This window comes from Acinetobacter sp. YH12069 (genome assembly GCF_013419675.1).
Lineage (GTDB): Bacteria > Pseudomonadota > Gammaproteobacteria > Pseudomonadales > Moraxellaceae > Acinetobacter > Acinetobacter amyesii.
In genome coordinates this window covers 289,157-313,821 of the sequence record NZ_VOZS01000002.1, presented here as the reverse complement: position 1 = coordinate 313,821, position 24,665 = coordinate 289,157, and the positions used below count along the sequence as shown (strand labels likewise).

General features: G+C 40.8%; 22 protein-coding genes and 1 rRNA gene. 21 read left to right on the top strand and 2 right to left on the bottom strand.

Translation table 11 applies throughout. From position 1 onward, the window contains the following. Window positions 1–213 precede the first annotated feature (213 nt). The 8 genes from rrf (at window position 214) to hisC (ending at window position 7,707) form a co-directional block, all read left to right on the top strand. Window positions 214–328 (top strand): 5S ribosomal RNA (rrf, locus tag FTU16_RS01660). A gap of 291 nt (window positions 329–619) precedes the next feature. Beyond that, window positions 620–2,074 carry an RNA polymerase factor sigma-54 gene (locus FTU16_RS01655; RefSeq protein WP_180113850.1) on the top strand — a complete coding sequence of 485 codons (1,455 nt, stop codon included), beginning with the start codon at window positions 620–622 and terminating at the stop codon, window positions 2,072–2,074. Window positions 2,075–2,242: 168 nt separating this feature from the next. Continuing rightward, the gene (hpf, locus tag FTU16_RS01650) at window positions 2,243–2,575 is read left to right on the top strand and encodes a ribosome hibernation-promoting factor, HPF/YfiA family (protein ID WP_078191195.1); all 333 of its coding nucleotides are present in this window, start codon (window positions 2,243–2,245) and stop codon (window positions 2,573–2,575) included. Window positions 2,576–2,710: 135 nt separating this feature from the next. Beyond that, on the top strand, window positions 2,711–2,962 hold the full coding sequence (gene ibaG / locus FTU16_RS01645; protein WP_078191194.1) for a BolA family iron metabolism protein IbaG: 252 nt from the start codon (window positions 2,711–2,713) through the stop codon (window positions 2,960–2,962). Between the two features lie 6 nt (window positions 2,963–2,968). Further along, entirely contained in the window at window positions 2,969–4,225 is a 1,257-nt protein-coding gene (gene murA / locus FTU16_RS01640; protein ID WP_078191193.1) for a UDP-N-acetylglucosamine 1-carboxyvinyltransferase, read from the top strand. Further along, window positions 4,225–4,926 (top strand): ATP phosphoribosyltransferase, encoded by a 702-nt coding sequence (hisG, locus tag FTU16_RS01635; protein ID WP_180049009.1) that lies wholly within the window; start codon window positions 4,225–4,227, stop codon window positions 4,924–4,926. The genes murA and hisG overlap by 1 nt, the downstream gene beginning before the upstream one ends. A 200-nt stretch (window positions 4,927–5,126) precedes the next feature. Beyond that, window positions 5,127–6,428: a histidinol dehydrogenase gene (gene hisD, locus FTU16_RS01630; protein ID WP_180162550.1), complete on the top strand. Its 1,302-nt coding sequence runs from the start codon at window positions 5,127–5,129 to the stop codon at window positions 6,426–6,428. 181 nt (window positions 6,429–6,609) lie between these two features. Then, the gene (gene hisC / locus FTU16_RS01625; protein WP_180162549.1) at window positions 6,610–7,707 is read left to right on the top strand and encodes a histidinol-phosphate transaminase; all 1,098 of its coding nucleotides are present in this window, start codon (window positions 6,610–6,612) and stop codon (window positions 7,705–7,707) included. A 120-nt stretch (window positions 7,708–7,827) separates the two neighbouring features. Here the strand turns inward: hisC and FTU16_RS01620 are convergent, their stop codons facing one another. Next, window positions 7,828–9,168, bottom strand: a complete 1,341-nt coding sequence (locus tag FTU16_RS01620; RefSeq protein ID WP_180162548.1) for an anthranilate synthase component I family protein — start codon at window positions 9,166–9,168, stop codon at window positions 7,828–7,830. A gap of 256 nt (window positions 9,169–9,424) precedes the next feature. Between FTU16_RS01620 and FTU16_RS01615 the strand changes: the two genes are divergently transcribed. The 6 genes from FTU16_RS01615 to FTU16_RS01590 all read left to right on the top strand — a co-directional run bounded on the left by FTU16_RS01615 (window position 9,425) and on the right by FTU16_RS01590 (window position 17,776). After that, the gene (locus tag FTU16_RS01615; protein WP_180059834.1) at window positions 9,425–10,402 is read left to right on the top strand and encodes a DUF6160 family protein; all 978 of its coding nucleotides are present in this window, start codon (window positions 9,425–9,427) and stop codon (window positions 10,400–10,402) included. A 198-nt stretch (window positions 10,403–10,600) separates the two neighbouring features. Beyond that, the gene (locus FTU16_RS01610; protein ID WP_180059832.1) at window positions 10,601–11,434 is read left to right on the top strand and encodes a C39 family peptidase; all 834 of its coding nucleotides are present in this window, start codon (window positions 10,601–10,603) and stop codon (window positions 11,432–11,434) included. 60 nt (window positions 11,435–11,494) lie between these two features. Then, complete coding sequence (locus FTU16_RS01605) at window positions 11,495–12,694, top strand: hypothetical protein (RefSeq protein ID WP_180162547.1); 1,200 nt, start codon at window positions 11,495–11,497, stop codon at window positions 12,692–12,694. 12 nt (window positions 12,695–12,706) lie between these two features. After that, a complete protein-coding gene (locus FTU16_RS01600) occupies window positions 12,707–14,371 on the top strand; it encodes an OmpP1/FadL family transporter (protein WP_168378502.1) in 1,665 nt (554 codons plus the stop codon). Window positions 14,372–14,385: 14 nt separating this feature from the next. Beyond that, the gene (gene filE, locus FTU16_RS01595) at window positions 14,386–15,738 is read left to right on the top strand and encodes a putative pilus assembly protein FilE (RefSeq protein WP_180162546.1); all 1,353 of its coding nucleotides are present in this window, start codon (window positions 14,386–14,388) and stop codon (window positions 15,736–15,738) included. Window positions 15,739–15,760: 22 nt separating this feature from the next. Beyond that, complete coding sequence (locus tag FTU16_RS01590; RefSeq protein WP_180162545.1) at window positions 15,761–17,776, top strand: hypothetical protein; 2,016 nt, start codon at window positions 15,761–15,763, stop codon at window positions 17,774–17,776. A gap of 68 nt (window positions 17,777–17,844) precedes the next feature. Here FTU16_RS01590 and FTU16_RS01585 read toward each other — a convergent pair whose 3' ends face one another. Further along, a complete protein-coding gene (locus FTU16_RS01585; protein WP_180109467.1) occupies window positions 17,845–18,393 on the bottom strand; it encodes an NUDIX hydrolase in 549 nt (182 codons plus the stop codon). A gap of 126 nt (window positions 18,394–18,519) precedes the next feature. On the opposite strand from FTU16_RS01585, the gene FTU16_RS01580 reads away from it, so the two are divergent. From FTU16_RS01580 to fghA, 7 genes are all read left to right on the top strand, one after another. After that, the gene (locus FTU16_RS01580; RefSeq protein WP_078191182.1) at window positions 18,520–19,128 is read left to right on the top strand and encodes a CoA pyrophosphatase; all 609 of its coding nucleotides are present in this window, start codon (window positions 18,520–18,522) and stop codon (window positions 19,126–19,128) included. Between the two features lie 36 nt (window positions 19,129–19,164). After that, the gene (locus FTU16_RS01575) at window positions 19,165–19,695 is read left to right on the top strand and encodes a gamma carbonic anhydrase family protein (protein WP_078192364.1); all 531 of its coding nucleotides are present in this window, start codon (window positions 19,165–19,167) and stop codon (window positions 19,693–19,695) included. A gap of 163 nt (window positions 19,696–19,858) precedes the next feature. Next, window positions 19,859–20,524, top strand: a complete 666-nt coding sequence (gene tsaB / locus FTU16_RS01570) for a tRNA (adenosine(37)-N6)-threonylcarbamoyltransferase complex dimerization subunit type 1 TsaB (RefSeq protein WP_180023100.1) — start codon at window positions 19,859–19,861, stop codon at window positions 20,522–20,524. A 12-nt stretch (window positions 20,525–20,536) separates the two neighbouring features. Then, window positions 20,537–21,361: an undecaprenyl-diphosphate phosphatase gene (locus tag FTU16_RS01565; protein WP_078191179.1), complete on the top strand. Its 825-nt coding sequence runs from the start codon at window positions 20,537–20,539 to the stop codon at window positions 21,359–21,361. Beyond that, window positions 21,355–22,173 (top strand): class I SAM-dependent methyltransferase, encoded by an 819-nt coding sequence (locus tag FTU16_RS01560; protein WP_218948034.1) that lies wholly within the window; start codon window positions 21,355–21,357, stop codon window positions 22,171–22,173. The genes FTU16_RS01565 and FTU16_RS01560 overlap by 7 nt, the downstream gene beginning before the upstream one ends. Before the next feature lie 125 nt (window positions 22,174–22,298). Continuing rightward, complete coding sequence (locus FTU16_RS01555) at window positions 22,299–23,690, top strand: C13 family peptidase (protein ID WP_180162544.1); 1,392 nt, start codon at window positions 22,299–22,301, stop codon at window positions 23,688–23,690. A gap of 28 nt (window positions 23,691–23,718) precedes the next feature. Further along, window positions 23,719–24,564 (top strand): S-formylglutathione hydrolase, encoded by an 846-nt coding sequence (gene fghA, locus FTU16_RS01550; protein WP_180162543.1) that lies wholly within the window; start codon window positions 23,719–23,721, stop codon window positions 24,562–24,564. Window positions 24,565–24,665: the final 101 nt, after the last annotated feature.

Here is a 24,665-nt window from a genome sequence, read left to right as displayed (position 1 = left end):
CTAATTGCTCGTGAGGCTTGACTATACAACACCCAAACAGTTGTATGTAAAGCATCAATTGATTCGATATTAAGCAAAATAACTTGATTTAGTTAACGCTTAAGAACAAAATACGAAACTCAGATATGATCTGTTAATAACTCATTTGGTAGAAAACTTAGCACGAAGAGCACTGCTCTGAGATTAGACTAAGCAAGTATCCATAACAGTTGTGCTGGCGACAATAGCAAGAGTGAACCACCTGATCCCTTCCCGAACTCAGAAGTGAAACCTCTTAGCGCTGATGGTAGTGTGGGGTTACCCATGTGAGAGTAAGTCATCGCCAGCTCATTATTCGAAACACCCCCTGACTCGTGCAGGGGGTGTTTTTTTATGTCGGGAAAAATAACAAGAACAATGGAAAACAAAAAATACAGTGACAGCCGGAGTAAAATGAATAAGAAATCTAATTATATAGTTAATTTATAAGGCGAATTGTTCCTAATAAAAGAATAAATTAGCTGAATAATGTGTCTAAAAAAGACAAAAAATCGGGCGTTCTCTTCGAAATTATGCTATAAAAAATAAAACGGCATAAAAATTGCTTATAAAGTGCGGTTAATTATAGGGGGAGTTATTAATGAAATTAGCGATGGGGTTAAAGGTTGCCAATTCCTTATCATTAACACCTCAATTACAACAAGCCATTCGTTTATTACAGCTTTCAAGTTTGGAATTGGAACAAGAAATTCAAATCCAACTCGACAGTAATCCTCTATTAGAGAAAGTTGAAGAACAAAATACCGTTGAAAGTTTAAATAGCTTACAAGAACAAGAAAGGGAAAATAAAGACTTAACCAATGAATTAAATGCCGATCATTTGCCTGATGAGTTACCGGTAGATACGGAGTGGGATGATGTTTATACGCATCAACCTACAAGTTTAGGTGCTGCTGAATTTGAAGAGCGCGAAGATAATCGGCAGGGGCATCAAAGTTTACAAGCACATATGCTTGAGCAAGTTAATCTTTTACACTTTTCTGTGATCGATAAACTAATTGCACACTGTATTATCGATGCTTTAGATAACAAAGGTTTTTTAGATTGTGACTTAAATGAAATTACCCAATCTGTTCAGCATCTTTTAGATTCTATGGATTATGAAGAAGAAGTCGAAGATGACGAAGTTTTGGTGGTTTTAAAGCATATTCAGCGTCTAGATCCTTTAGGGGTAGGTTCACGTAATCTCGCTGAATGTTTAATGGTACAAGTTGAAAATCTTCCTGAGCATATCGAATATCGATATGAAGCTATTTTATTATTGAAAAATTATGAATTGCTGATTAGTAATGAATTACCCAAGTTGATTAAGCAAACCGGTTTAAATACGGAACAGCTTAAACTAGCCATTTCTTTGTTAAAAACATTAAAGGCACATCCAGGGCAAGAGTTTGAAGATAAAGATTCAGACTATCAAATTCCAGATGTAGTGGTGCTAAAAAAGAATGAACATTGGTTGGTACAGTTAAATCCTGATGTAATGCCAAAGCTACGAGTGAATTCTTTCTATGCCAATATGATCAAGCGTGCAGATCAAAGTGACGATAATCAATATTTACGTAATCAAATGCTTGAAGCTAAGAATTTCATTAAAAGCATTGATGAACGACATAAAACTTTATTAAAAGTGGCAACCTGTATTGTGGAGCATCAACGAGCGTTCTTTGAACAAGGGCCTGAGGCAATGAAGCCTTTGGTCCTGCGAGATATTGCGGAAGAAGTTGAACTCCATGAATCCACAGTTTCCCGTGTAACCACAAATAAATATATGCTCACACCACGTGGATTATTTGAGTTGAAATATTTCTTCTCAAGTCATGTTGGAACATCGTCTGGTGGGGAAGCGTCTTCGACGGCAATTCGTGCAAAAATTAAAAAGTTGATTGCAGAAGAAAATACACGTAAGCCTTTGTCTGATAATGCAATTGCAGTTTTGCTTAATGCAGAAGGTATTGATGTTGCTCGTCGTACAGTTGCGAAGTATCGTGAATCGTTACATATTCCATCATCTTCAGAGCGAAAAGTGTTGATCTAAATTTGAAAATCTGACTATTCTAGAGGTTCATTATGACGAAATAATGAATCTCTTTTTTTATAAGGAATGGCCGAAATGATCTGATTGTGTAAATGTATGCTTCGCATATTGAGTTGGATGATTCGGCTTGAACTTTTCCAGTCCTGAAAGAAGGTGAGGGATAGAATTATGCAGATTACAATTCGTGGCCATCATTTAACAATTACGCCAGCAATAGAAGAAAATATTCGTCTTAAATTTGCGGAAATGACCAAACATTTAGATCAGGTCAATAGTATGCAAGTCAAACTGACTAAAGATCATCAGGTTGATAAACGTTCAAAAAAAGGTAGTGATAATCATATTGCGGAAGCGATTATACGATTACCTGGGACAGAACTTTTTGCACAAGCGTGCGCTGATGATATGTATACCTCGATCAAAAAATTGTCTGAAAAATTAAAAAAACAATTACATAAACATCGAAAAATGCAGCTCATTTATATGCCTTTAACGGTTTAGATTGTAAATTGTACAAAAAGAGGTTTTTTATAACCTCTTTTTTTATATATATAATGTATGTGACTAATGAATTATTTTTTAGATTTATAGTAAAATGACGGGTTTTACACCGTTAGTCCTATATGGGGTCTTGTGATGAATAGTGAACAGCTCACTGAAATTTTAAAAGCTGCTTTTCCAGAAGCTGAGGTTGCAGTTAGTGGGCAAGGCGGCAAATTTGATCTACGCATTGTCGATGATCAATTTGAAGGCAAACGTCCTGTTGCTCGTCAACAATCTGTTTATGCACCTTTGAACTCCTACATTGCCAGCGGTGAAGTACATGCAGTAACAATTCGTGCAATGACCAAAGAAGAATGGCGCAAAGCAAGCTTATTCGGAGCTTAATAATTAATGGATAAATTTCTGATTCAGGGCGGTACTAAGCTCGAAGGTGAAGTTCGTATTTCTGGTGCGAAAAATGCTGCATTGCCATTACTCGCTGCAACTATCCTTGCGGATACACCTATTACATTAACTAATGTGCCAAATCTAAAAGATGTGAACACCTTAGTGAAATTGATCGCAGGTTTAGGTGTTCAAATCAGTTATGAAGGTGATACGGTTAAGGCTGATACTTCTAGCTTAGATAATCAATTTGCACCATATGAACTCGTGAAAACCATGCGTGCATCTATTTTGGTGCTTGGCCCGTTATTGGCGCGCTATGGTAGTGCAAAAGTGTCTTTGCCGGGTGGATGTGCAATTGGTTCACGCCCTGTAGATCAACATTTAAAAGCTTTAGAAGCACTTGGTGCTGAGATCGAAGTTGAAGCAGGTTATGTGCATGCCAAAGTGGATGGTCGTCTAAAAGGTGGCGAAGTTGTCTTTGATATGGTCACAGTTGGTGGTACTGAAAATATTCTAACTGCTGCGGTTCTTGCAGACGGTGTAACGACCATTCGTAACGCGGCTCGTGAACCTGAAATTACCGATCTTGCTAATATGTTGATCAAGATGGGTGCAAAAATTGAAGGTTTGGACACAGATACTTTGGTTGTTACAGGTGTTGAAAGCCTACATGGCTGTGAATATGCCGTTGTTGCTGATCGTATTGAGACAGGTTCTTATCTCGCTGCAGCAGCGATCACTGGCGGTAAAATCAAAACCACACATACTGATCCAAACTTGTTGGAGTCTGTGCTAGATAAATTTGAAGAAATGGGCGCGGAAGTTACGCGCGGTGAAGATTGGATTGAACTGGATATGATGGGTAAACGCCCGAAAGCAGTTAGTTTCCAGACTTTACCACATCCAGAATTTCCAACCGATATGCAAGCACAGCTGATGGCTGTGAATGCAATTGGTCGTGGTTTTGCCACAATTTCTGAAACGATTTTCGAAAACCGTTTCATGCATGTACCTGAATTAGCACGTATGGGTGCCAATATTCAGGTTGAAGGTAATGATGCTGTTGTTACAGGTGTAGAGAAATTATCTGCTGCACCCGTGATGGCAACTGATTTACGAGCTTCTTTCTCATTGGTTTTAGCAGCACTTGCCGCTGATGGGGAAACGTTGATTGACCGTATCTATCATATTGACCGTGGTTATGAAGATGTTGAAGCGAAGTTACAAGGTTTAGGTGCCCAAATTAAGCGAGTAAGTTAATGAGCGATATGAGAAACGATGATCCCAATTTTGACGTAATGGGCAATTTTGATCATGGTTTAACTTTAGCATTAAGTAAGGGACGTATCTTAAAAGAAACTTTGCCATTGTTGGAAACAGCTGGCATTAACTTATTGGAAGATCCGGATAAATCTCGTAAGTTAATTTTTCCAACGACCCATAAGCACGTACGTATTTTAATTTTACGTGCTTCTGATGTACCAACTTATGTTGAAAATGGTGCTGCAGATATTGGGGTGGCAGGTAAAGATGTGCTGATGGAACATGGTGCACAAAATGTGTATGAACCATTGGACTTAAAAATTGCCAACTGTAAGTTAATGACCGCAGGTAAAGTTGGCATGGTTCGTCCGAACGGTCGTTTAAAGATTGCAACCAAGTATGTCAATTTGACCCGTCAATATTATGCAAGCTTGGGCGAGCAAGTGGATGTGATCAAACTTTATGGTTCTATGGAACTTGCACCATTGGTTGGTTTAGGCGATTACATTGTCGATGTTGTGGATACCGGGAATACTTTACGTGCCAATGGTTTAGAGCCTTTGGAAGAAATCTGTAAAGTGTCTTCACGTTTAATCGTGAACAAAGCAAGCTTTAAACGTAAACAAACTTTGTTGAATCCGATTCTTGCACAGCTAGAAAAAGCCGTGGAAGAACGCGAGCAAGTAAAGAAAGCATAATTTGTTGAGTTGCTAACTATGCTGATCAAACCGCTCAAATTTGGGCGGTTTTTTATGAAAACTGAAAAATAATGATAAAACTGTATTTTCACCAATTTTAACGAAAGTTATTTTCAATAAAACTCCACATGAACACATGCGATAGATATCCACAAGCTGCGCTAAAACAGGTAAACTAATCTTTTCCAATAGATTACCTTGTGGGTAAATTGATGCGACGTTTATCGACTCAAGATCAAAACTTCAAGCAAGCTTTTGCTGACTTGTTGGCTTTTGAAACTGTGAATGATCCAGAACTTTTAAAAACCGTTGACCAAATCATTGCTGATGTTCGTCAGTATGGTGATGCTCATGTTCTTAAATTGACACAGCAGTTCGATCGACATCCAGCGCATCAATTCTCAGAATTAGAGCTGACGCAAGCACAACTGAAAGCAGCATTTGAGGGTTTAAGTTCAGAAGTGCGTGAAGCCTTAGAACTTGCTGCGAACCGTGTTCGTGAATTTCACCAAGCGCAAAAGCAAGACGGCTGGACTTATGTCGATGCTTTAGGCAATACGCTTGGTCAAAAAGTCACACCGCTGGACCGCGTGGGGATCTATGTTCCGGGCGGCTTGGCTTCTTATCCGTCTTCTGTATTGATGAATGCTGTGCCTGCGCATGTCGCTGGCGTGCCTGAAATTATTATGGTGGTGCCTGCGCCGAATGGTGATTTAAATCCATTGGTTTTGGCAGCAGCTTACTTAGCCGGCGTACACCGTGTATTTACCATTGGCGGCGCGCAAGCGGTTGCAGCATTGGCTTACGGCACAGAAACCATCCCATCTGTAGATAAAATCACTGGCCCGGGCAACCGTTTTGTTGCGGCAGCAAAACGTGCAGTATTTGGTCAAGTTGGCATTGATATGATTGCAGGGCCATCCGAAATTTTGGTCTATGCAGAAGGTCAAAACAATGCTGAATGGCTGGCGATGGATTTGTTGTCTCAAGCGGAACATGACACTGTGGCTCAAGCGGTGTTCATCACGCCAGATGCGGATCTTTTAGATCAAGTGGAACAATGGATTGAAAAGCATTTAGAAGCATTGCCTAAAGCGAATATCGCGCGCACTTCAATTGAAAACCGTGGTGCATTAGTTTTAGTCAAAGACCGTGCTGAAGGCGCTGAATTGATTAACCAGGTTGCGCCTGAACATTTGATGCTGTGCTTAGATCAAGCGCAGGAAATGGCTGAAGATATCCGCCATGCCGGTGCAATTTTTATGGGTCGATATACGCCTGAAGCGATTGGTGATTACTGTGCAGGTCCAAACCACGTGTTGCCTACTTCGGGCACAGCGCGTTTTTCATCACCGCTCGGTGTTTATGATTTCCAAAAGCGCTCAAGTTTAATTATGTGCTCTGAAGATGGTGTGAAAAGTTTAGCGAAAACGGCTGATACATTAGCGGAGCAGGAAAACTTAGATGCGCATGCGCGTTCAGCACGTTATCGTTATCAGTAAGAAAATATAGACTAGGTGAAAAACTTAGTTTTCCAAAAATATAAACCTTTCCCTAACCCTCTCCTTTCAGGAGAGGGGAAATCTCATAAAATGAATATTCCTCTCCCTGAACGAGCTTTAAGGATTCCTTTAAAGCGAAGTGCAAGAGAGGTTAGGGGAGGGTGAGAAAGAGCAAAATAAAATGCCAAATATTACCGCTGAACAAATGCGTTTTTGGAGTCCTGATGTACGTGAATTAGAGCCGTACACACCGGGTGAACAGCCTAAAATCCAAAATATTTTAAAACTCAATACCAATGAAAACCCGTATCCGCCATCGCCAAAAGTGGTGGAAGCAGTTCAAAAAGTGTTGGCAAATTCTGCTGACGTTTTACGTTTATATCCAGATCCAGATGCGTCTGAGTTAAAGCAAGCGATTGCAAAACAGCAGCATGTACCTGTTGAGCAGGTCTTTGTCGGCAATGGCTCGGACGAAGTTCTGGCGCACATTTTTAAAGCCTTTTTTGTGCAAGAGCTGCCGGTTTTGTATCCAGATATTACCTACAGTTTTTATCCGGTATATAGCCAATTTTTTGGTATAGCTGCCAATACTAAAATTATGCCGCTGAACGATGATTTTGAAATTGTTATTGATGACTATAAACAGCCGAATGGCGGTATCATCATTACCAATCCGAATGCGCCTACGAGTATTGCTTTAGGTTTGTCTGCAATTGAGGAAGTGTTGCAAGCCAATCCGAATTCAGTGGTTGTGATTGATGAAGCGTATGTCGATTTCGGTGCAGAATCTGCTGTGGCTTTGGTTGCGAAATATGAAAACCTTGTGGTTTGTCAAACGACGTCTAAGTCGCGTTCACTTGCTGGTTTGCGTGTGGGTTTCGCGATTGCGCAGCCGCATTTAATCGCAGCGCTTGAGGCAGTAAAAAACAGCTTTAACTCCTATCCGATGGACCGTTTTGCGATTGCAGCAGCCGTGGCGTCATTTGAGGATCAAGCGTATTTTGAAGCACAAAATGCCAAGGTGATTGTGAGCCGTGAAAAACTTGTAGAGCAGCTTTCTGAGCTGGGCTTTAAAGTATTACCCTCTGCGGCAAACTTTATTTTTGCATCATTGCCAACGAAAGACGCGGGTGAATTAGCTGCTGAATTGCGCGAACGCGGAATTATTGTGCGTTACTTCAATAAGCCGCGGATTAATCAGTTCCTGCGGATCACCATTGGTACAGATGAACAAAATCAGCGCCTTGTGGATACGCTTAAAAACGATATTTTGGCTTGATTTCAGCAAGCTCCGCGAAATGTAAATCTAGCCGAACCCTCCTTTTGAAAAGGTGAGAAGCACTGCTTCGCAAGGGGAGGGTTATAAAAAAGCGATTCAATTGAATCGCTTTTTTTTTGTTTAATCTGGCTTATACCAGGTATTTAACAAATCCAGCATGGCTTCGACTTTATCAAAGCATTCTTGATATTCAGCATCGCAATCTGACGCGATGGTGATTCCACCGCCCGCCCACAGCGAAACCTGATCTTGGTATTTTTGAATAGAGCGGATCAAAATATTCCAAGTGCCCGTGCCATCGTGATTAAAATAACCCATCGAGCCGCAATAGGCGCCGCGCGGGGAGCCTTCAAGTTCATCAATAATTTGCATCGCGCGAATTTTAGGCGCGCCGGTAATCGAACCGCCTGGCAGGGCAGACATCAGAACCTCAAAAGGGTGTACATCTGTTTTCAGCACGGCCTCAACTTCACTGAGCATGTGATGCACTTGATTAAAACTTTCAATATCAAAAAGTTTAGGTGTTTTTACAGAACCTATTTCTGCATAAACACTCAAATCATTACGCAGTAAGTCGACAATCATGACATTCTCAGCCATGTCTTTTTCAGATGATTTTAACCGTTGTTTTGACTGCGCATCTAACACTGGATCTTCATAGCGAGGCATCGTGCCTTTGATTGGTTTAGTAATAATCTTGCGTTTAGGCTTAAAATCTATAAAAAGTTCAGGCGAACAACTTAAAATTTCAAAATCATTAATACGTAAGTAGCCTGAATATGGTGCATCAGTCAGTGACCAAAATTCTTGAGCGGTATCTAAGAGTGAACCGTTTGCTTGAGCTGTGAACTCTTGGGTTAAATTAATTTGATAGCAATCACCCGCTTTAATATATTCCTGCACTTGATCAAAGGCTTTCGTGTAGTCTGACTTAGACCATCTTGCAGTACATTTTTGTCTTAATTTAAATTGATTCTGAGTGATCTCGGTTTGAATTATGTGATCAATGTAGTCGTAAATCTTAGCTGCAGAATGATCTGAACTATAAAAATACCAACCATCATTCTCTAATTTTAAAAAACTGGAAAATTGTCCTAAAAACAAGCGAGGTTGCGCTTTGGCGTGCAAGGAAATCTGTTGCTGCGCTGCATAATCATAGCTAATAAAGCCAGCCCAGCCCCCAGAAAACCCACTGCCTAAGTTTGAACATAAATCTTGGAAGGCAATATTTTGCAAGGGCTGAGTATCACATTCCTCATATTGATCTAAATTGGTACGGACATAAGCTTTAAGTTCATCATTCTTAAATTGCTGATATTGATTTGCCAAAAAGCAAATAACAGGTTGGTTTTGATCTTCTAAAAAAATCACATGTGACAAGGGTGCAAGCGCTTGCAAAATTTTTTGAGCACTAACAGTTTGTTTGAGAATAAATTTTTTAAAAGAAATTGGCTTTTGCATCAACAGAAAAATTAACTTTAAAGAATAAAATGGATTTTATACCATTCCTAATTCATTTGGTTTGCAAATACCGTTTATCGGTAAGAATTAGATTGCGACCAACGACAGTTGAACAAATTTCAGCTTGGATATAATTTAATCGAGCGAGCAAACAACTCAAGGAAAGATTTAACAGTTGTCACAAAATAATATTACAGCTGAATAAATCGAGTGGTTGAAAATCAAAAAAAAATAAATACTCTTGGGAGAGTACCGTATGAAAAATTTCACTAAATTAGCTCTAGTTTCTTCAATCGCATTTAGTGCGAATGCTATGGCTATGCAAGCAATGGACGATGCTGCACTTAGTTCAACCACTGGTCAAGATGGTATTAACATCGGGATTGGTATTTCTAAAATTGAAATTGAAAAGCTTTTCATTCACGATAACGATGGTTTAGCTGCAAAAGGAACAGCAGGTGTTAATGCTGGTTCGGGCGGTACAAGCACTGCTGGTGCGATCGTTATTCAAGGTAACGGAATTGCTGGTGATGCATTAGAAAACAAAGGTATCATCATTGGTGCAAACTATGATAACGGTGGTGCTTATCTTCTAGCTTCTCGTAATTTAGCTGATTTACGTATCGATACTGATGCGGGTACTGGTGCAAATGGTGCATTCATTAACATCGCAGCGGATGTGTCTGGTTTAGATATCAAAATTGGTGAAATTGGTGTAACAGCATCTGGTACAGCTGGTACTACAGGTATTCGCCGTGGTGGTGATGATAGTAACTACAATGCAATTTTATCTGGTCTTTCTCTAAAAACTGGACCAATGACTGCTAATGTTCAGTTGGGTGCTGCTCCACAAGGTGCCATGATCAAACTAAGCACAACTATGGTTGGCGGCTTAGAAATTAAAGATCTAGGTATCCTTGATGCATCAACTAAAACGGCTACACGTGAAGCAGGTGAAATCTTTATCGAAAGCATCAAGGTTGCTGATGCGGGTAAATCTGATTTAACCATTAACCAAGATGTCCGTGTTTATGGTAAAGAAGGCACAAACAATGGTTATATTCAAATGGTAAGCAACTCTGGTCCAATTGATAACTATGTGAAAGGTGTTCATTTAGGCAGTAAAGACGCTGGTTCAATTGGTGATATCGAAGTTCAAGGCTTACAAACATTCTACAGCCCAGCTATGGGTGTATATAACCAAGGTTCTGTAATTACGATTTCTAGTAAGTAATCTAGAATAAAAATAAGGCGCGTGTTGATCACGCGCTTTTTTTTACAAAAAAGTGCGGAATGACCCAATAAAGCATAAAAAAATGCTGTTTTTTTATAAAAAAAAAGGTATCTTGCATAATACATGGATGTAGAGCATTAGCTCTAAAAAAATAATGAAAAAAGGCACATCATTGCCGATAACTAAAAGTTAGAAGATATGTTAGAGATAGCTGTGGGCTCGGCATTGATGTATTACTTTGCCAAAGAGTCCTTCGAATTAAAAGAAAAGCCAGTCGGAACAGTTCACTATACCGAAACATTGGATTCACGAAATGATTCCTTTACTCGGATGCACCGTGAATCTGTAAAAATTAAACCTGCCATAGAAGATCAATTTCGAGGCATCGTTCGGCAAGCCTACGACTACAGTTGTGGTTCGGCGGCCTTAACTACTTTATTAAATGGTTATGTAGGTACACAGCTGACTGAGCAACAGACCATGAATGGTTTGCTGAAATTTGGTGAAACTGAAAAAATTATCGAACGTCGAAGTTTCTCCTTATTAGACATGAAACGTTTTGTCGCTGCTGTCGGGCTAGAAAGTGGGGGCTACAAAGGGGAGTTTTCAGATCTAGTTAAGCAAGGCCAACCTGCGATTGTTCCCATTTCATATGCTGGTTTTAAACATTTTGTGGTGTTTAAAGCCTATAAAGATGGGCGTGTTTATGTTGCAGATCCAGCACTGGGCAATATCAGTTTCGATGAAGTTCGATTCCAAGAAATATGGGAAAACAACACATTATTTTTAATCAATGTTGCGCCTGAGCAACGTAAAAATTTATTGGCTTTGCAAGATTCAGACTTGCGACATGTTGAAGATGCAACCGTGAACCGTTATGCATTGGTTGATATTCAATATCCGCAGTTTTACATGGAAAAAATTGCAGACAAGGCATCTACGATACGACTTGATAAAAATATGAATGAAGAGTCGGAATCATATGGTAAATCGAATTACAACTTTCTAAGGCTTTACTATAAGAGTAAATAATTAGATGAATGCGTATAACAAAGCGTCAGGATTAAAAAAATAAAAACGGTGGGAAGGAACATGAATCGTAAATGGATGAACAAAACACTACTAGCCATGAGTATTCAGGTGGTGATGGGGGTTGCCTATGCAGCTGAAGAGCCAAGCCTTGGAGAATATGATCCGGTTGAACAAGAGACAGCAGTAGAAGAATCTGTATCTCCTACTGCTGTAACCCAGGCTGATACTGTACAAGAAGCTGCTGCCGAGCCAGAAATTGGACAGTATGAATCTGTTGAAGAGCCAGTACAAGCTGAGGTACCACCAGTAGAAAGTGCGACTGCCACTGAAAAGGCATCGACAGCACTTCAACAGCAAGAGGGTGATGCGAGTCAAGAAGCTAACTTACAGGAAGTATTTAGCTCGAATGAACGTCAGTATTCATTGATTAAAAAAGGTGAAATATCATCTTTTTACGATATCGATTATACCTATTACCGTGATACTCAACTTGATATGGAAATGGCACAAGGCCAACTTTATCAACTCCGTGTACAAGAGAATGCCACACACTCAATGACCAATACATTTACCGTGCAATACGGTGTAATGGACAATTTGACATTCTCTGCATCTGTGCCTTTAGTAGCAAAAACTGATTTATTAAAAGATACTTCAACTGCTGGTTTAGGGGATATTTCTTTAGGCGCACGCTGGGAACCATTCCCACTGAAGCAAGGTCGTTTGCCACTGATTTTATTTGGTAATTTGTCCACGAAAACTGGTGATAGTCCATACGAAATTAATGCTGTAAATGATCTAGCAACAGGTAAAGGTTACTATTCTGCAGGTATCGGTGCCAGCACACGTAAATATATTGATCCCGTTGTGTTGTTTGCATCCGTCTCGGCAAACTATGGTTTCAAAGAAACTGACTTAAACCAACGTCGTGGTTCGCGAGTCATTGAAGAGTTTGAGCCGGGCATTAGTGGCGGTTTTGCATTCGGTTTTGCATACTCGTTTAACTACGATGTTTCCCTCACCATGTCATATCAACAAAGTTTCAACACCGGCGCAGAATTTACGTATAGCAGTGGCGAATCCTATTCACCTGCAGACCAAACCAGCTCAACTCTCGCGATTTCTTTAGGTGTGCGTGTATCTCCAGATACGATTGTGAACGGTACGGTGGGACTAGGTTTAACTGAAGATGCACCAGATGTGTCTTTAGGACTGTCTTTCCCGTTAGATATCCTAGGTTTTGGAAAAAAACTTCGTTAAGAGGGCTGTCGTATGCGTAAAATTCGACTCAGCCCACTTGTTAGTGCGATCGTTTTAACGGGCTGTTCTAGTGCTGCTTTTGCACAATTGGGTACCAACCTTTCAGTTGATGTAAGGTCACTTGCATTAGGTAATGCAGTAACTGCTGATCCTCCGGGGATTAGTGCCGTGCATTTTAACCCTGCAGCATTAACCAAAATTGAAGGTTTGCAAACAGATATGCAGGGCATCATTGCAAACTTTGATATTCAACGTGAATTTACCGTTCCTGCGGGTTATAACGTTTTTGGTTATTCAGATGATCCATTAGTCTGTAATGATGGTCCTGAAGTGACGGCTGATATTTGTACGGACTTTAAAGATAAGGTTTCTGGTGATGTTGAATATGCATCCTTATATGTACCTGTCTTAAAAAAGATGGTGGATTTTGGTGCTGGACAACCCATTGCCGCGCCAACGATGGGGATTGCCTACAATCCACCGGGTTCTAAAGCAACATTCGCATCAGCTGTTTATGCACCTTTGATTGCGGGTTTTGGTGCTGAAAATGGTAACCCAGGTAATTTCATGGGGCAACAAGTTGCTCTAGAGCGTATTACTTATCTATCGCCAACAGTAGGCTATCAAGTCAGTGATGAGCTATCGATTGGTGGTGGTGTGGGGATGTCCTATCAAGCCATTGGATTGAAATCTGACCTGCGATTTCCCAATGAATTGATCGGCATGTTAAGGATGATAGATGAAGTCGTCTGTACACCATTTAAGGAAAATTCGGACATTATTACCGACATCTTGCTATTGGGGATGTGTAATACCGAAGAAGGGATGAATCCATTTGGCAAATTTGGTCAGATGGAATTGGCTTTAGAGCAGTCACTGAGCCCAAGTTACAACTTAGGGGTTTTGTGGGAGCCACGCGAAGATTTTAGTTTTGGTATGGTGTACCAAAGTGCAGCGAAAATGCGCATGAAAGGTCGTTATCGCATACAAAATGCGAAAGCACCTCAGGAGATGATTAAGGGATTAATGTCATCACCAACAGGTCAAATTTTAGCTGCAATTTTAGGTTTCCCAAATGCTGTGCCAAACTCGGAGTCGGGTTTGGTTTCGATGGATTTTGAATATCCACAGCATGTACAGGCGGGGATCAAATATAAGGTTATGCCTGATTTACAAATCAATTTTGATGTGGGCTGGACCGATTATCGTGCTTGGGACAAATTCCGTTTTGAATTCGACCGTCAAATTTCAGCGCTGAAAATTGCAAAATTATTATCTGAAAATGTGACCGATAATTCTTTGGCCTTACCTTTGAAATTTACGTCGCCTTGGAACTGGGGCATCGGTATTGAATATTCAGCAACAGATCGTTTGAAATTGCGTGCAGGCTATGAACCACGGAGTACCTCTATTCCTGACGGTAAGCGAAATACCATGGTACCAATTAATGGTGCGCAACTCTTTGGTATGGGGATTGGATATCGTTTTGATGCAGATACGGATCTAGATTTATCAATCGGCTTTTTACGCAGTAAAGATAATATTCCAGCGAATGGTAGTAGTCTGGCAAACTTAACCGGTGTGAATAACATACTTTTAAACCCATATGCTGGAATGAATGTAAAAACCGATACGAAAATCACCATCCTAGGATTAAATTACAGAACTCGTTGGTAGGATAAGCAAACAGAATGAAAAGGATTTTATTCATAAACGCGTTACTTGTACTGTCTGTGGTGCAAGTGTCGTATGCCTATGCCGGGGCGTTTCATACCATTATTGGGCCGGATGGGCGCCCAATGGTGGTACAAATACAAGAAAAAGCTGTAAAGAAACCCAAAGAAAGTTCTATAGCTAAAATGATTGATTCACCATCTGTACAGCAACACGTTACTCAACCATCTGTAAGCATTAGTCCGTCTCAAACCAAGACACCGATGACGCGTCAAACGAGTCCAACAGCACAGACTGTTGAATCACTGAAGTCTCAACGTTTAAGTGTACGTGAGCCGGAAAAACGGGATGAAATTAAAGCTGTCACAGTAGATAAAATTAAAAACGTCTCAGGTGATAACGTTCCCAAATCTGAAAAGTCAGTACAAGCGTCAGATACTTCAGCAAAAGTCTTACCTTCAACAACATGGACAGAGAAGTTACAGCAATCAGAGCTAACCCAACCTCGTGATGCGTATCAGTCCAAAGTTCTAGCTGAAAAAGATAAACCTGTCGTCGAGAAAAAGATCCTTGCTGAGAAAGTAGTCAGCACTGATCAATCCGTACAATCTTCAGGTGAAAACTTAGAAAATAATCCTTCAAAACAATCGACTCAGGTAAAACAAGAGCAAGGTTTTTCGACCATGGCCGGTGAAAAGTATGTCAATAATGAATATCTGGAAGATAAAGAGTTTAACTTAGAAGGCAAAAAGCGCTTTTACACCATGCCCGAAGGCGTTATTGACAGCAAGATGGGGCAAACGCGGATGCAAACGATTGAACGTGAAAAAGGTGTCAGTCGCTCCGTCATTGATAATTTATTTAAACGCAATCAACCCGAAGATACAGGCCCAATCACTTTAGCCACATCGTATTATCGGGTCTCACAAGCTGACACCATTCAAGGTTTAGGTCAGCAATGTTTTTCGAATAAAAAAATGAAGAAAGCCAAAGAGCTCGACTTAGCTCAAGATATTAATTTATGGCCTCGAGCACCGTTGTCGGACGAATTTGACTATGAAGTCGTAAAACTAAAATCACCATTACAAAATATTCGTATACATTCATTTGCATCCAAAGTACAAAGTCCTACATTTTATTGGCCATTTGCGGTATTTTTAGACAGAAATGGCTGTGTCATGGAAGGCGCAGGTGGATTTAAAAATAACCAAGGTGAAGCGGATCATCTTTATCATGAAAAAATAGAAGGCGTGATTCAAGTGCCTAAAGGTAGCCAGTATTTATTCTTAACGCCTTTAGCAACAGCAATTGACGTCGATGGTCGTGTATTAACCAATCAAGGCCAACTTAAATTAACAGCAATCCGTTAAGGACATAAGAAAGAGAATTAGGATGAAAAATAAAATTTTATTACCGTTTGCCTTAACAGCATTGGTTGCAGCGCTCAGTGGCTGTGGCGGTGAAAGTGCAAATGTGAATCCTGAAATTTATGATACCAGTACGACTAATGGTACTTGTAAAAGTAATACCGAAGGCTGTGTTGAGTTCGTTTTAGATTATCCAATTGAAGGTCTAAACTTTAATTGTTCAAGCGACGTTAAAAATACCTACATTACCTTGTTTGATCTAAAAGAAGGTGTTTCGACAGGTGCTTGTAAGATTGGCGATAAGGTGACTTTCTTTGTCCAAGGTGAAAAATCACGTCGAATTGATTTGGGTAAAGTGGATTTGAAGCAAATTTCAAATGTAGCCAGTGGCACGACACCACCTCGTTTGACCTTATTGGATTTGGCTGCCGGCATCGCAGGTAAACCTGCTGCAACAATTTCAAATAGCGACGCAACGGTTAAAGTGGCAATGCGTTTAGCCAAAATTATTCAAGCCTTGGCTTTGAAAAATAATAGCGCAATTACAGCTACAGATATCCAAGCGGTTTATATCAACAATGCAGATAAAGTACTGATTGATCAAATCACTCGAAATGTCGCGACTGCTGACTTCAGTATCAGTTCAGATACGGAATTTAATAACCTGTTTACGCCTTGGCTAGACTTGTCAGAAGTCAGCAATGAAAACGCATTTACCTTAGTTTCAAAACTCATGAATATCTCAACGGCTGCGGTATATCAGCCTGAGTTTGCTTTGTTTTCAACTGATGGCGTGATTACCAATGCCAGTGGTTCAAATGGATTGGTGGGCTGTGACAAAAATGAATGTTTGCCGACCGATAGTTCAAAAGTCAATTTATTCGGTCATTTCATGTTAATGACGGACCGCCAAGGCATGACATTTGGTAGTGGTTTACAGTGGAAGGGCAAAGTTGATCAACAGTTGAGTACTATTGGTGGTGTGAATGTCTTGCTCTTGACGCAGGTACGACCAACACGTTTAACAGCAACGCCACAGGACAATTGGATTGATCCGCTTACCAAGCAAATTGATAAACCTGGCATTCTGGGTTTCCGTTTTGATGCAGAAGAAGCCAACTCTGGCCCGCTGATTATTAAACAAGGGACGCTACTTGCCGACAAAATGGTGGTCGGTACGGGTGGAAGTTTATATAAAACGTTAATGGCTAAAAAAGATGATTATGTTCTGACGGCCGATGATAAGAAAAAATTAGGCCTATGGGAGCAAAACATTAACCAAGTGCAATTTAAAGGCACGATGGATTTATACAAGCTTTATCCGTTATCGTATTTAGACAAAAAAGTCTTTAAGTCTGTTGAAAATGTTGCTACTGGACAAAATTATATCTTCCCGTTGTATGCAGATCTAACCTTTAAATTTACCGATACTTCGATTAAAACAGTGAAATTGGGTGTGGTGATTGACCGTAATGGTGATATTCGCACAAATATAAAATCTGGCGTTCCAGACGATGTATTTACTCGTCAAGATAGCCAAATTGTCGATTTGTCTACACACGCGACGGAAGGCTGTAGCGGAAAAGATGTGCTCGATCCACTGCTAATGAAAGATGAAAAAGGTGTACAGCAATATCGTATCGGAACGACAACCCGTACTTTTACACCTGAAGGAAATATCAATCCAAATACCATTTCGATTCGTATGATTTTAGCTGACCCATATTTCCATACGCTTGATGGCGCGCTGATTGGAATGAACTCAAGTGTGAAAACATCTGCGGACACCTCAATGGTTGTGGGCGGTGCTTTAGTGCAGTTACACAATATGATCAATGCCAATGCAGGCACGCGTCCCTCTGGCGTTGCTTTGACGGATTCGGATAATAAAGTGGTGAAATGGGGGAATAGTTTGGCCAGCTTTAGTTATATTTATAGTTTAAAAAATCCAAATGATACCGCTGCTGCTCAAACGGCGAAGCTAAGCGGTGGTGATATTTCTTTAGATTTAGCCCCTTGTTACACCATCAAGGCAAAATAATCGTCAAATATAAGTTAAATAAAAAAGCCCATCCTATGATGGGCTTTTTTATTTAAGATATCTGCAAATTAACCTGTGTGATCGAGTCGCGTACCGAGGGTTTCGAGATGCATCTCAAACTGACCTGTTTTACGGTCAGCAAAATAATGCCGCAGCGTTCTTTCCACACTTGGAAAGGCTAAATCATCCCATGGAATTTCTTCTTCACTAAACAATCGAGATTCAATGGTTTCATCACCCGCACCAAATTCTCCATTGATTAATTCAGATTTGAACAAGGCATAAATTTGCCCAATACGGGGAATGTTATACATGCAATACAGTTGCTCAATGTTGACTTCTGCTTCGGCTTCTTCGCGAGTTTCACGCGCTGCACCTTGCTCCATTGTCTCATAGAGTTCCATATAGCCAGCGGGTAATGTCCACAGTCCATAACGTGGCTCAATTGCACGACGGCAAAGTAAAACTTGATTGTCCCAAACAGCTAAAGCACCACAAATGACTTTAGGATTCACATAATGAATAAACCCACATACGGTACAAATACGGCGTATCTGATGATCTCCAAGCGGGATCGCTTCTTTTGTTTTTTGTCCGCAGTTTGAGCAAAAGTTCATATTCATCGTCATGGATTGTGTGAACCGTCAGAATAACTTAAAAATAAAACTTTGGCATCATTTCTAACCAGCTTGGCCGAAATTCAGCTATGATGAAAACAAGATAATTATAAGGATGTAATGTGGATGGATGAGGGTTTATTGACTCAGCGATTGCAGCAAAGTTTACGTTTTTCTAAGCGTATTCAACCTGCGCATGCTGCTGTATTGATTGCGATTACCCAAGAAGATAATCCACGTATTTTATTGACCCGTCGCTCACTCTATATGAATAATCATGCAGGTGAAGTGTCCTTTCCCGGTGGCAAACGTGATGCCCAAGACACCAGTAATATCGTGGTGGCTTTAAGAGAAGCTCAAGAAGAAACTGCTCTAAATCCATTTGATGTGCAGCTTTTGGGTGATTTACCGATGCAAAAAGCACGGAATGGAATGTTGGTTAAGCCGATCGTGGGGTTGATCCCGCCTGATGTGAATTTGATACCTCAACCCACTGAAATTGACCGTATTTTTTTTGCATCATTAAGACAGCTTTTAGAAACGCCACCAACGCCGTATGAAGTTCGTTTTGCCCAGCAATCACTATATTTCCCCAGTTTAAGAGTCGAAAACGAAATCGTTTGGGGTTTGACTGCACGGATGTTGATTTCCTTATTTCAATATGGTCTGAATTATCAAAAAGAATGGCCTTTTTTATTAAATTCTCCTTCATTTCATTTGGGCCGTGAGCCATAAACCTTTATTTAGAAAGTCAAAATAGGATGTTTGATCATGTTGTACAAATTTCAAGGATATAGCCCGAAAGCCACGCATCAACCTTGGGATGGTTGGGTTGCAGAAAATGCAACGGTCATTGGCCAAGTTGAATTAGGCCGAGAAGTGAGTGTCTGGTTCGGAGCCGTCATCCGAGGGGATAATAGTCGTATCAAACTGGGTGATTTTACCAATGTACAAGAAAATGCGGTGCTGCATACCGATGCGGGCATTGAAATGATCATTGGTGATTATGTCACGATTGGGCATCAAGCCATGCTACACGGATGTACCGTAGGTGATAATAGTCTGATCGGAATCAATGCCGTGGTTCTAAATCATGCTGTGATTGGTAAAAATTGCATCATTGGTGCAAATGCTTTAATTCCAGAAGGGAAGGTGATTCCGGATAACTCTGTTGTGATGGGGTCACCGGGTAAAGTTGTTAAGACTTTAGATGAACAAGCGGAAGCACGTCTAAAAATGAGTGCCATGCACTATGCCGCTCATTTTAAACATTTTACTCAACTCGAAGTCGCTGAACTTTAGAGCGCTATATATGGCAAGCAAAAGAGCCTCGACGTTTGTCGAGGCTTTTTTTATAGATTAAATACAGAAAGCGCTGTGTCTGAGGTGGAACATCTCGCGAACTGCGATGGAGTGGAGTATCATATTCAACGTTTTTTAAGATTAAATTTAATTAAGGTTGCGCATGAAATTACTGGCATTGGAAACTGCCAATGAGCAGTGTTCCGTCTCGATTGTAGATGAAACTCAAGAGCTTTATTTTCAACTCGATTTACGGGCAAAAGCGCAGACGCAAACCATTCTCCCAATGATTGAGCAAGGGCTTAATCAAACTGCTATTGAGTTAGCGGATTTAAATGCAATTGCATTTAGTCGTGGGCCTGGCTCATTTAGTGGTGTTCGTATTAATGCAGCGGTAACACAGGCTTTGGCATGGGCCAATGACGTACCTGTTGTTCCAGTCTCGACTTTGCAAGCTTTGGCTCAAGCGGCGCATCGTCTACATGGTTTGACTGAAGTAACAGCAGTCCTTGATGCTCGCATGCAAGAAGTGTATATCGCAAGCTATCAACTCGATGCCAATGGCATTATGCAGGCTGTAGATGAAGAACAACTATTAAGTTACGCAGATGCCACACCACAGATCAAATTTACTGTCGTGGGTTCTGGTAGTGAGCTCATTCAATCAGAACAAACACAATACAAAGACTTAAGTGCAACAGCACAAGATATTGCTACTATTGCCCGCGAAGCGGCGCAAAGAAAAGCATGGGTGAGTGCTGAACTTGCATTGCCCGTATATTTACGAGATAACGCCTGGAAGAAAATTTCAGAACAAGGCAAGCCATAATTAGGGTTATATATGGATCTTCTACTGCTGCTCAAAGCGGCAATCATGGGTATTGTTGAAGGTATTACCGAATTTTTACCGATTTCAAGTACAGGGCATTTAATTCTGGCTTCAGAATTAATGAACTTTTGGACCAAAGAAAAAAGTGATGTTTTCGTGATCGCGATTCAAATGGGTGCGATTGCTGCGGTAATTTATGAATACTGGGGCCGCCTGTGGGGCGCAGCAACCGGTATGGTGACGGGTGAAGAAAAAGGTCGCCGTTTAGGTTTTGGCTTAATTCTCGCTTCGATTCCAATCGTGTTGATTGGTTTGACGTTTGGTCAGACGGTGAAAGAGCTGCTGTTCAATAACATTGCGATTGCTATGGGGTTGATTATCGGTGGTTTGATCATTATTTGGATCGAAAAAAATCCACCGCAGGTGCGTGCCAAAGAAGTAGAAGATTTAACCATTAAAGATGCGATTTGGATTGGTTTAATTCAAGTTTTATCTTTAATTCCTGGGACTTCACGTTCAGGTGCAACTATTATTGGTGCTATGTTCTTGGGTGTTTCTCGTAAAGCAGCCACTGAGTTTTCATTCTTTTTGGGTATTCCTGTTATTGTCGGTGCAGGTTTACTGGATTTATATCAAAGCTATGATGTATTTCAAGGCACTCAAGATTGGACTGTGATCGCCGTTGGTTTAATCGTTTCATTTGTCTCTGCATTGATTTTAATTCGTGCGCTTGTCGCTTATGTGGCAAAACGTGATTTCATGATTTTTGCGTGGTATCGAATTGTTTCAGGTTTATTGATTTTATTGTTCGCATTTACAGGCTGGAAATTATGGTAAGCGAAATCCGCTTATACACAGAACAAGAGTTTCATGAGAAAGCACAGCAGTATTCTGCTGTGCTTTCTTCACGTGGTGTATCTGTAAATATTGAATTGATTGAAAAATTAAACGCGCGTTTTTTACGTTTAAACCCTGAACTTAGTTTGTGTGTCGATGCAGATGGTTTGTGGTTAGCGGCCAATGGCATGAAGATGCAACCCGATTGGAAAGCAGAAGTGGGACGTTTAAAGCGAGCATCCTTAAAGTCTGAGATGATTGCACGTGCGTGTAATTTGGCTGAAAAACCACAGCTTGTAGATGCAACCGCAGGGCTAGGGCACGACAGTCTATTGATGGCCCATTTGGGTGCGCATGTGACCCTTGTGGAACGTCATCCGATTTTATTTACCCTATTGGAAGACTCACATCAACGTGCGCAGCAAGATGCGTTTTTAAGTTCGGTTGTGGCTCGAATTGAATTGGTCTTTTCAGATTCGGCAGACTATTTGAAAAATTTATCGACGACCAATCAAATCTTTGATGTGGTTTATCTCGATCCGATGTTTCCGCAGCGAGACCAAAACCAGCAAGCCGTCAAAAAGCAAGCTCAGGTCAAAAAACAAATGCAATTGTTGCATTTGCTGTTACCTGAAGATGGCGAAATGGATTTAGGTGATAATTTACTGGATTTAGCACAAAAAATTGCTAAACGTGTCGTGGTTAAACGTCCACGATTGGCGGTTTTTTTAGCGAATCAAGAGCCACAACATCAGTGGCAAGGCGATGCTTGTCGCTTTGATGCATATTTCCAACATGATCTTGTGACTTAAAATGATATTTGCTTCAATATTGTTCAAAGATTTGTTATATAGTTAAAAAATAGCATTGCTAAAAACGACATCAGGCATAAAATTATTTGTGCAATTAAGCAAGCCAAGGCCACCATCAGAACTCTATGATTGATTTCAAACCCTCCATCAATTTTTGGCATGATTTTAAAAGCAACCAAACTGCGGGGATGTGGTTATTTTTGGGGTCTCGTCGTTCTTTACAAATCGTTCGACCATCGATTTTACAATTGGTGTTTTGGGGGATTTTAGGTGGTTGTGCCAACAGTTTATTTAGTTGGCTCAGCACTGGGCGTATTGGCGAATTTAATGCACAAGGTCTCATTAGCTACGCATTGTGGCCATTTATTGCTTTAATCGTGGGGATTTTCCTGTCACAACGTGTGAATAATCCACGGTTAATGTTGGTCCCAGCATTGCTCTGGTTGGTGCTTGATACGCACATCATGCTGTTTCAATGTTTGATTCAATATTTGGGAGATCTCGATTTTCTCCCATACTTCCTGTATGACTACATTCCCACGTTATTCATTATTCTATTTGTTTGGCAAAGTCTGGCTGTCGTTTGGGTGTTTTCACGTGAGCTGAAATGGCCATGGTGGGAGCGTGCACTGATTATGGGTGCGACGCTATTTACTTTGGTCGTGTGGCAAGTCTCAGTCAAAGATCAGCCGATTTGGAAAGTTGAAGAAGTTCCTCCAAGCTTTGCTGAAGATGCATTTTATGCACAAAGCCGTTTACTCAATAAATCTTTAGACGCAGTGGAATATGGTGAATTTGCCCAATCCCATTGGTACTTCTTAGGGGTGGCAGGTGCGAGTTATCAAGATGTCTTTAAACTGGAAATTGAACGGATTAAAGAACAGTTTGATACACGTTTTGGCACCTATGGGCGTTCGGTTGAGCTTATCAATAACCCCGCAACGCGTACTGAAATTCCGCTGGCATCTAAAACCAGTATGGGGTTGGCGCTGCGTCGTATTGGTCAACAGATGAACCGAGAAAGTGATGTCTTATTTTTATATATGACCTCACATGGTTTACCGAATGTCTTTGAAATGGAAAATGCACCTTTGGATTTGGCGCAAGTCGATCCTAAATGGTTAAAAGAAGCCTTGGATGCATCCGGAATTCGTTGGCGAGTGATCGTGATTTCTTCATGTTATTCAGGCAGTTTTATTCCAGCATTGCAAAATGATAATACTTTAATCATTACTGCATCGGCAGCTGATCGACAGTCTTTTGGCTGTTCGAATGAAGCTGAATACACCTATTTTGGTCGTGCGTTCTTTGATCAGGCGATGCGTGAGCAGACCAGTATTCAAGCGGCATTTAATGAAACCAAAGCGACTGTAGCAAAATGGGAAGCAGCGCAAGGTTTCGAACCTTCTGAACCGCAGTGGTCGATGGGGAAAAACATGGCATTAATGTTGCCTCAATTAGAACAACGATTGTTCCCGCCGACAACTACTGCACCGGCTACGACGGTTACGCCTTAAAAGATCAAAAAAGTTTAGGATAAAGATCATGGAATTAGTACAACGAAATACCTGTTTTGCGGGTGAGCAGCGCATTTATCAATTGAATTCTTCAAGTCTAAAGACCACGACAAAGTTTGGTATTTTTCTGCCAGAAGCAGCCTTACAAGGCCAAGCGTGTCCTGCATTGTTTTATTTGGCTGGATTAACCTGTACCGAAGAAACCTTTGCCATTAAAGCGCATGCACAGCGTTTAGCTGCGCAGCTCGGCCTGATTTTAATCAGCCCTGATACTTCTCCACGTGGGGAACAGGTAGCGCAAGGCGATCATTGGGATATTGGGCAGGGTGCGGGCTTTTATATTAATGCAACGGAACAACCGTGGGCCGAGCATTATCAAATGGAACGTTTTCTTACTGAAGAATTGTATTCGCTGGTACAGACTGAATTTCCGGTACAAAAGGGTGCGATTGGCATATTCGGACATAGTATGGGCGGTCATGGTGCATTAACTTTAGCGTTGAAGCATCCTGACCTGTTTAAATCGGTTTCTGCTTTTGCACCGATTTGTGCGCCGAGTCAGTGTCCTTGGGGCGAAAAAGCCTTTAGTCAATATCTAGGTTCAGACCGTCAGCAGTGGCTTCAGCATGATGCTACAGCTTTAGTGCAATCCAAAGGGGCTTTGTTTAAAGCCATTTTGATTGACCAAGGCATTGATGATCAATTTTATAGCCAGTTAAATCCGGCGTTGTTTCAGCAAGCGTGTGAGCAAGTTGGGCAGCCACTCGAACTGCGTGAACATGCAGGCTATGATCATGGTTATTATTTTATTCAAAGTTTTATGGATGATCATTTGCAATTTCACGCTGTCCAATTGCAAACAGTAGTTCATTAATCTAAAAGCCAGTAGTTAAAAATATTGAGGCATAGCTTGCTTTGATATACGTATAAATAAAGCATGGTGATGAGCATTGCCATGCAAATGAATAAATTCGA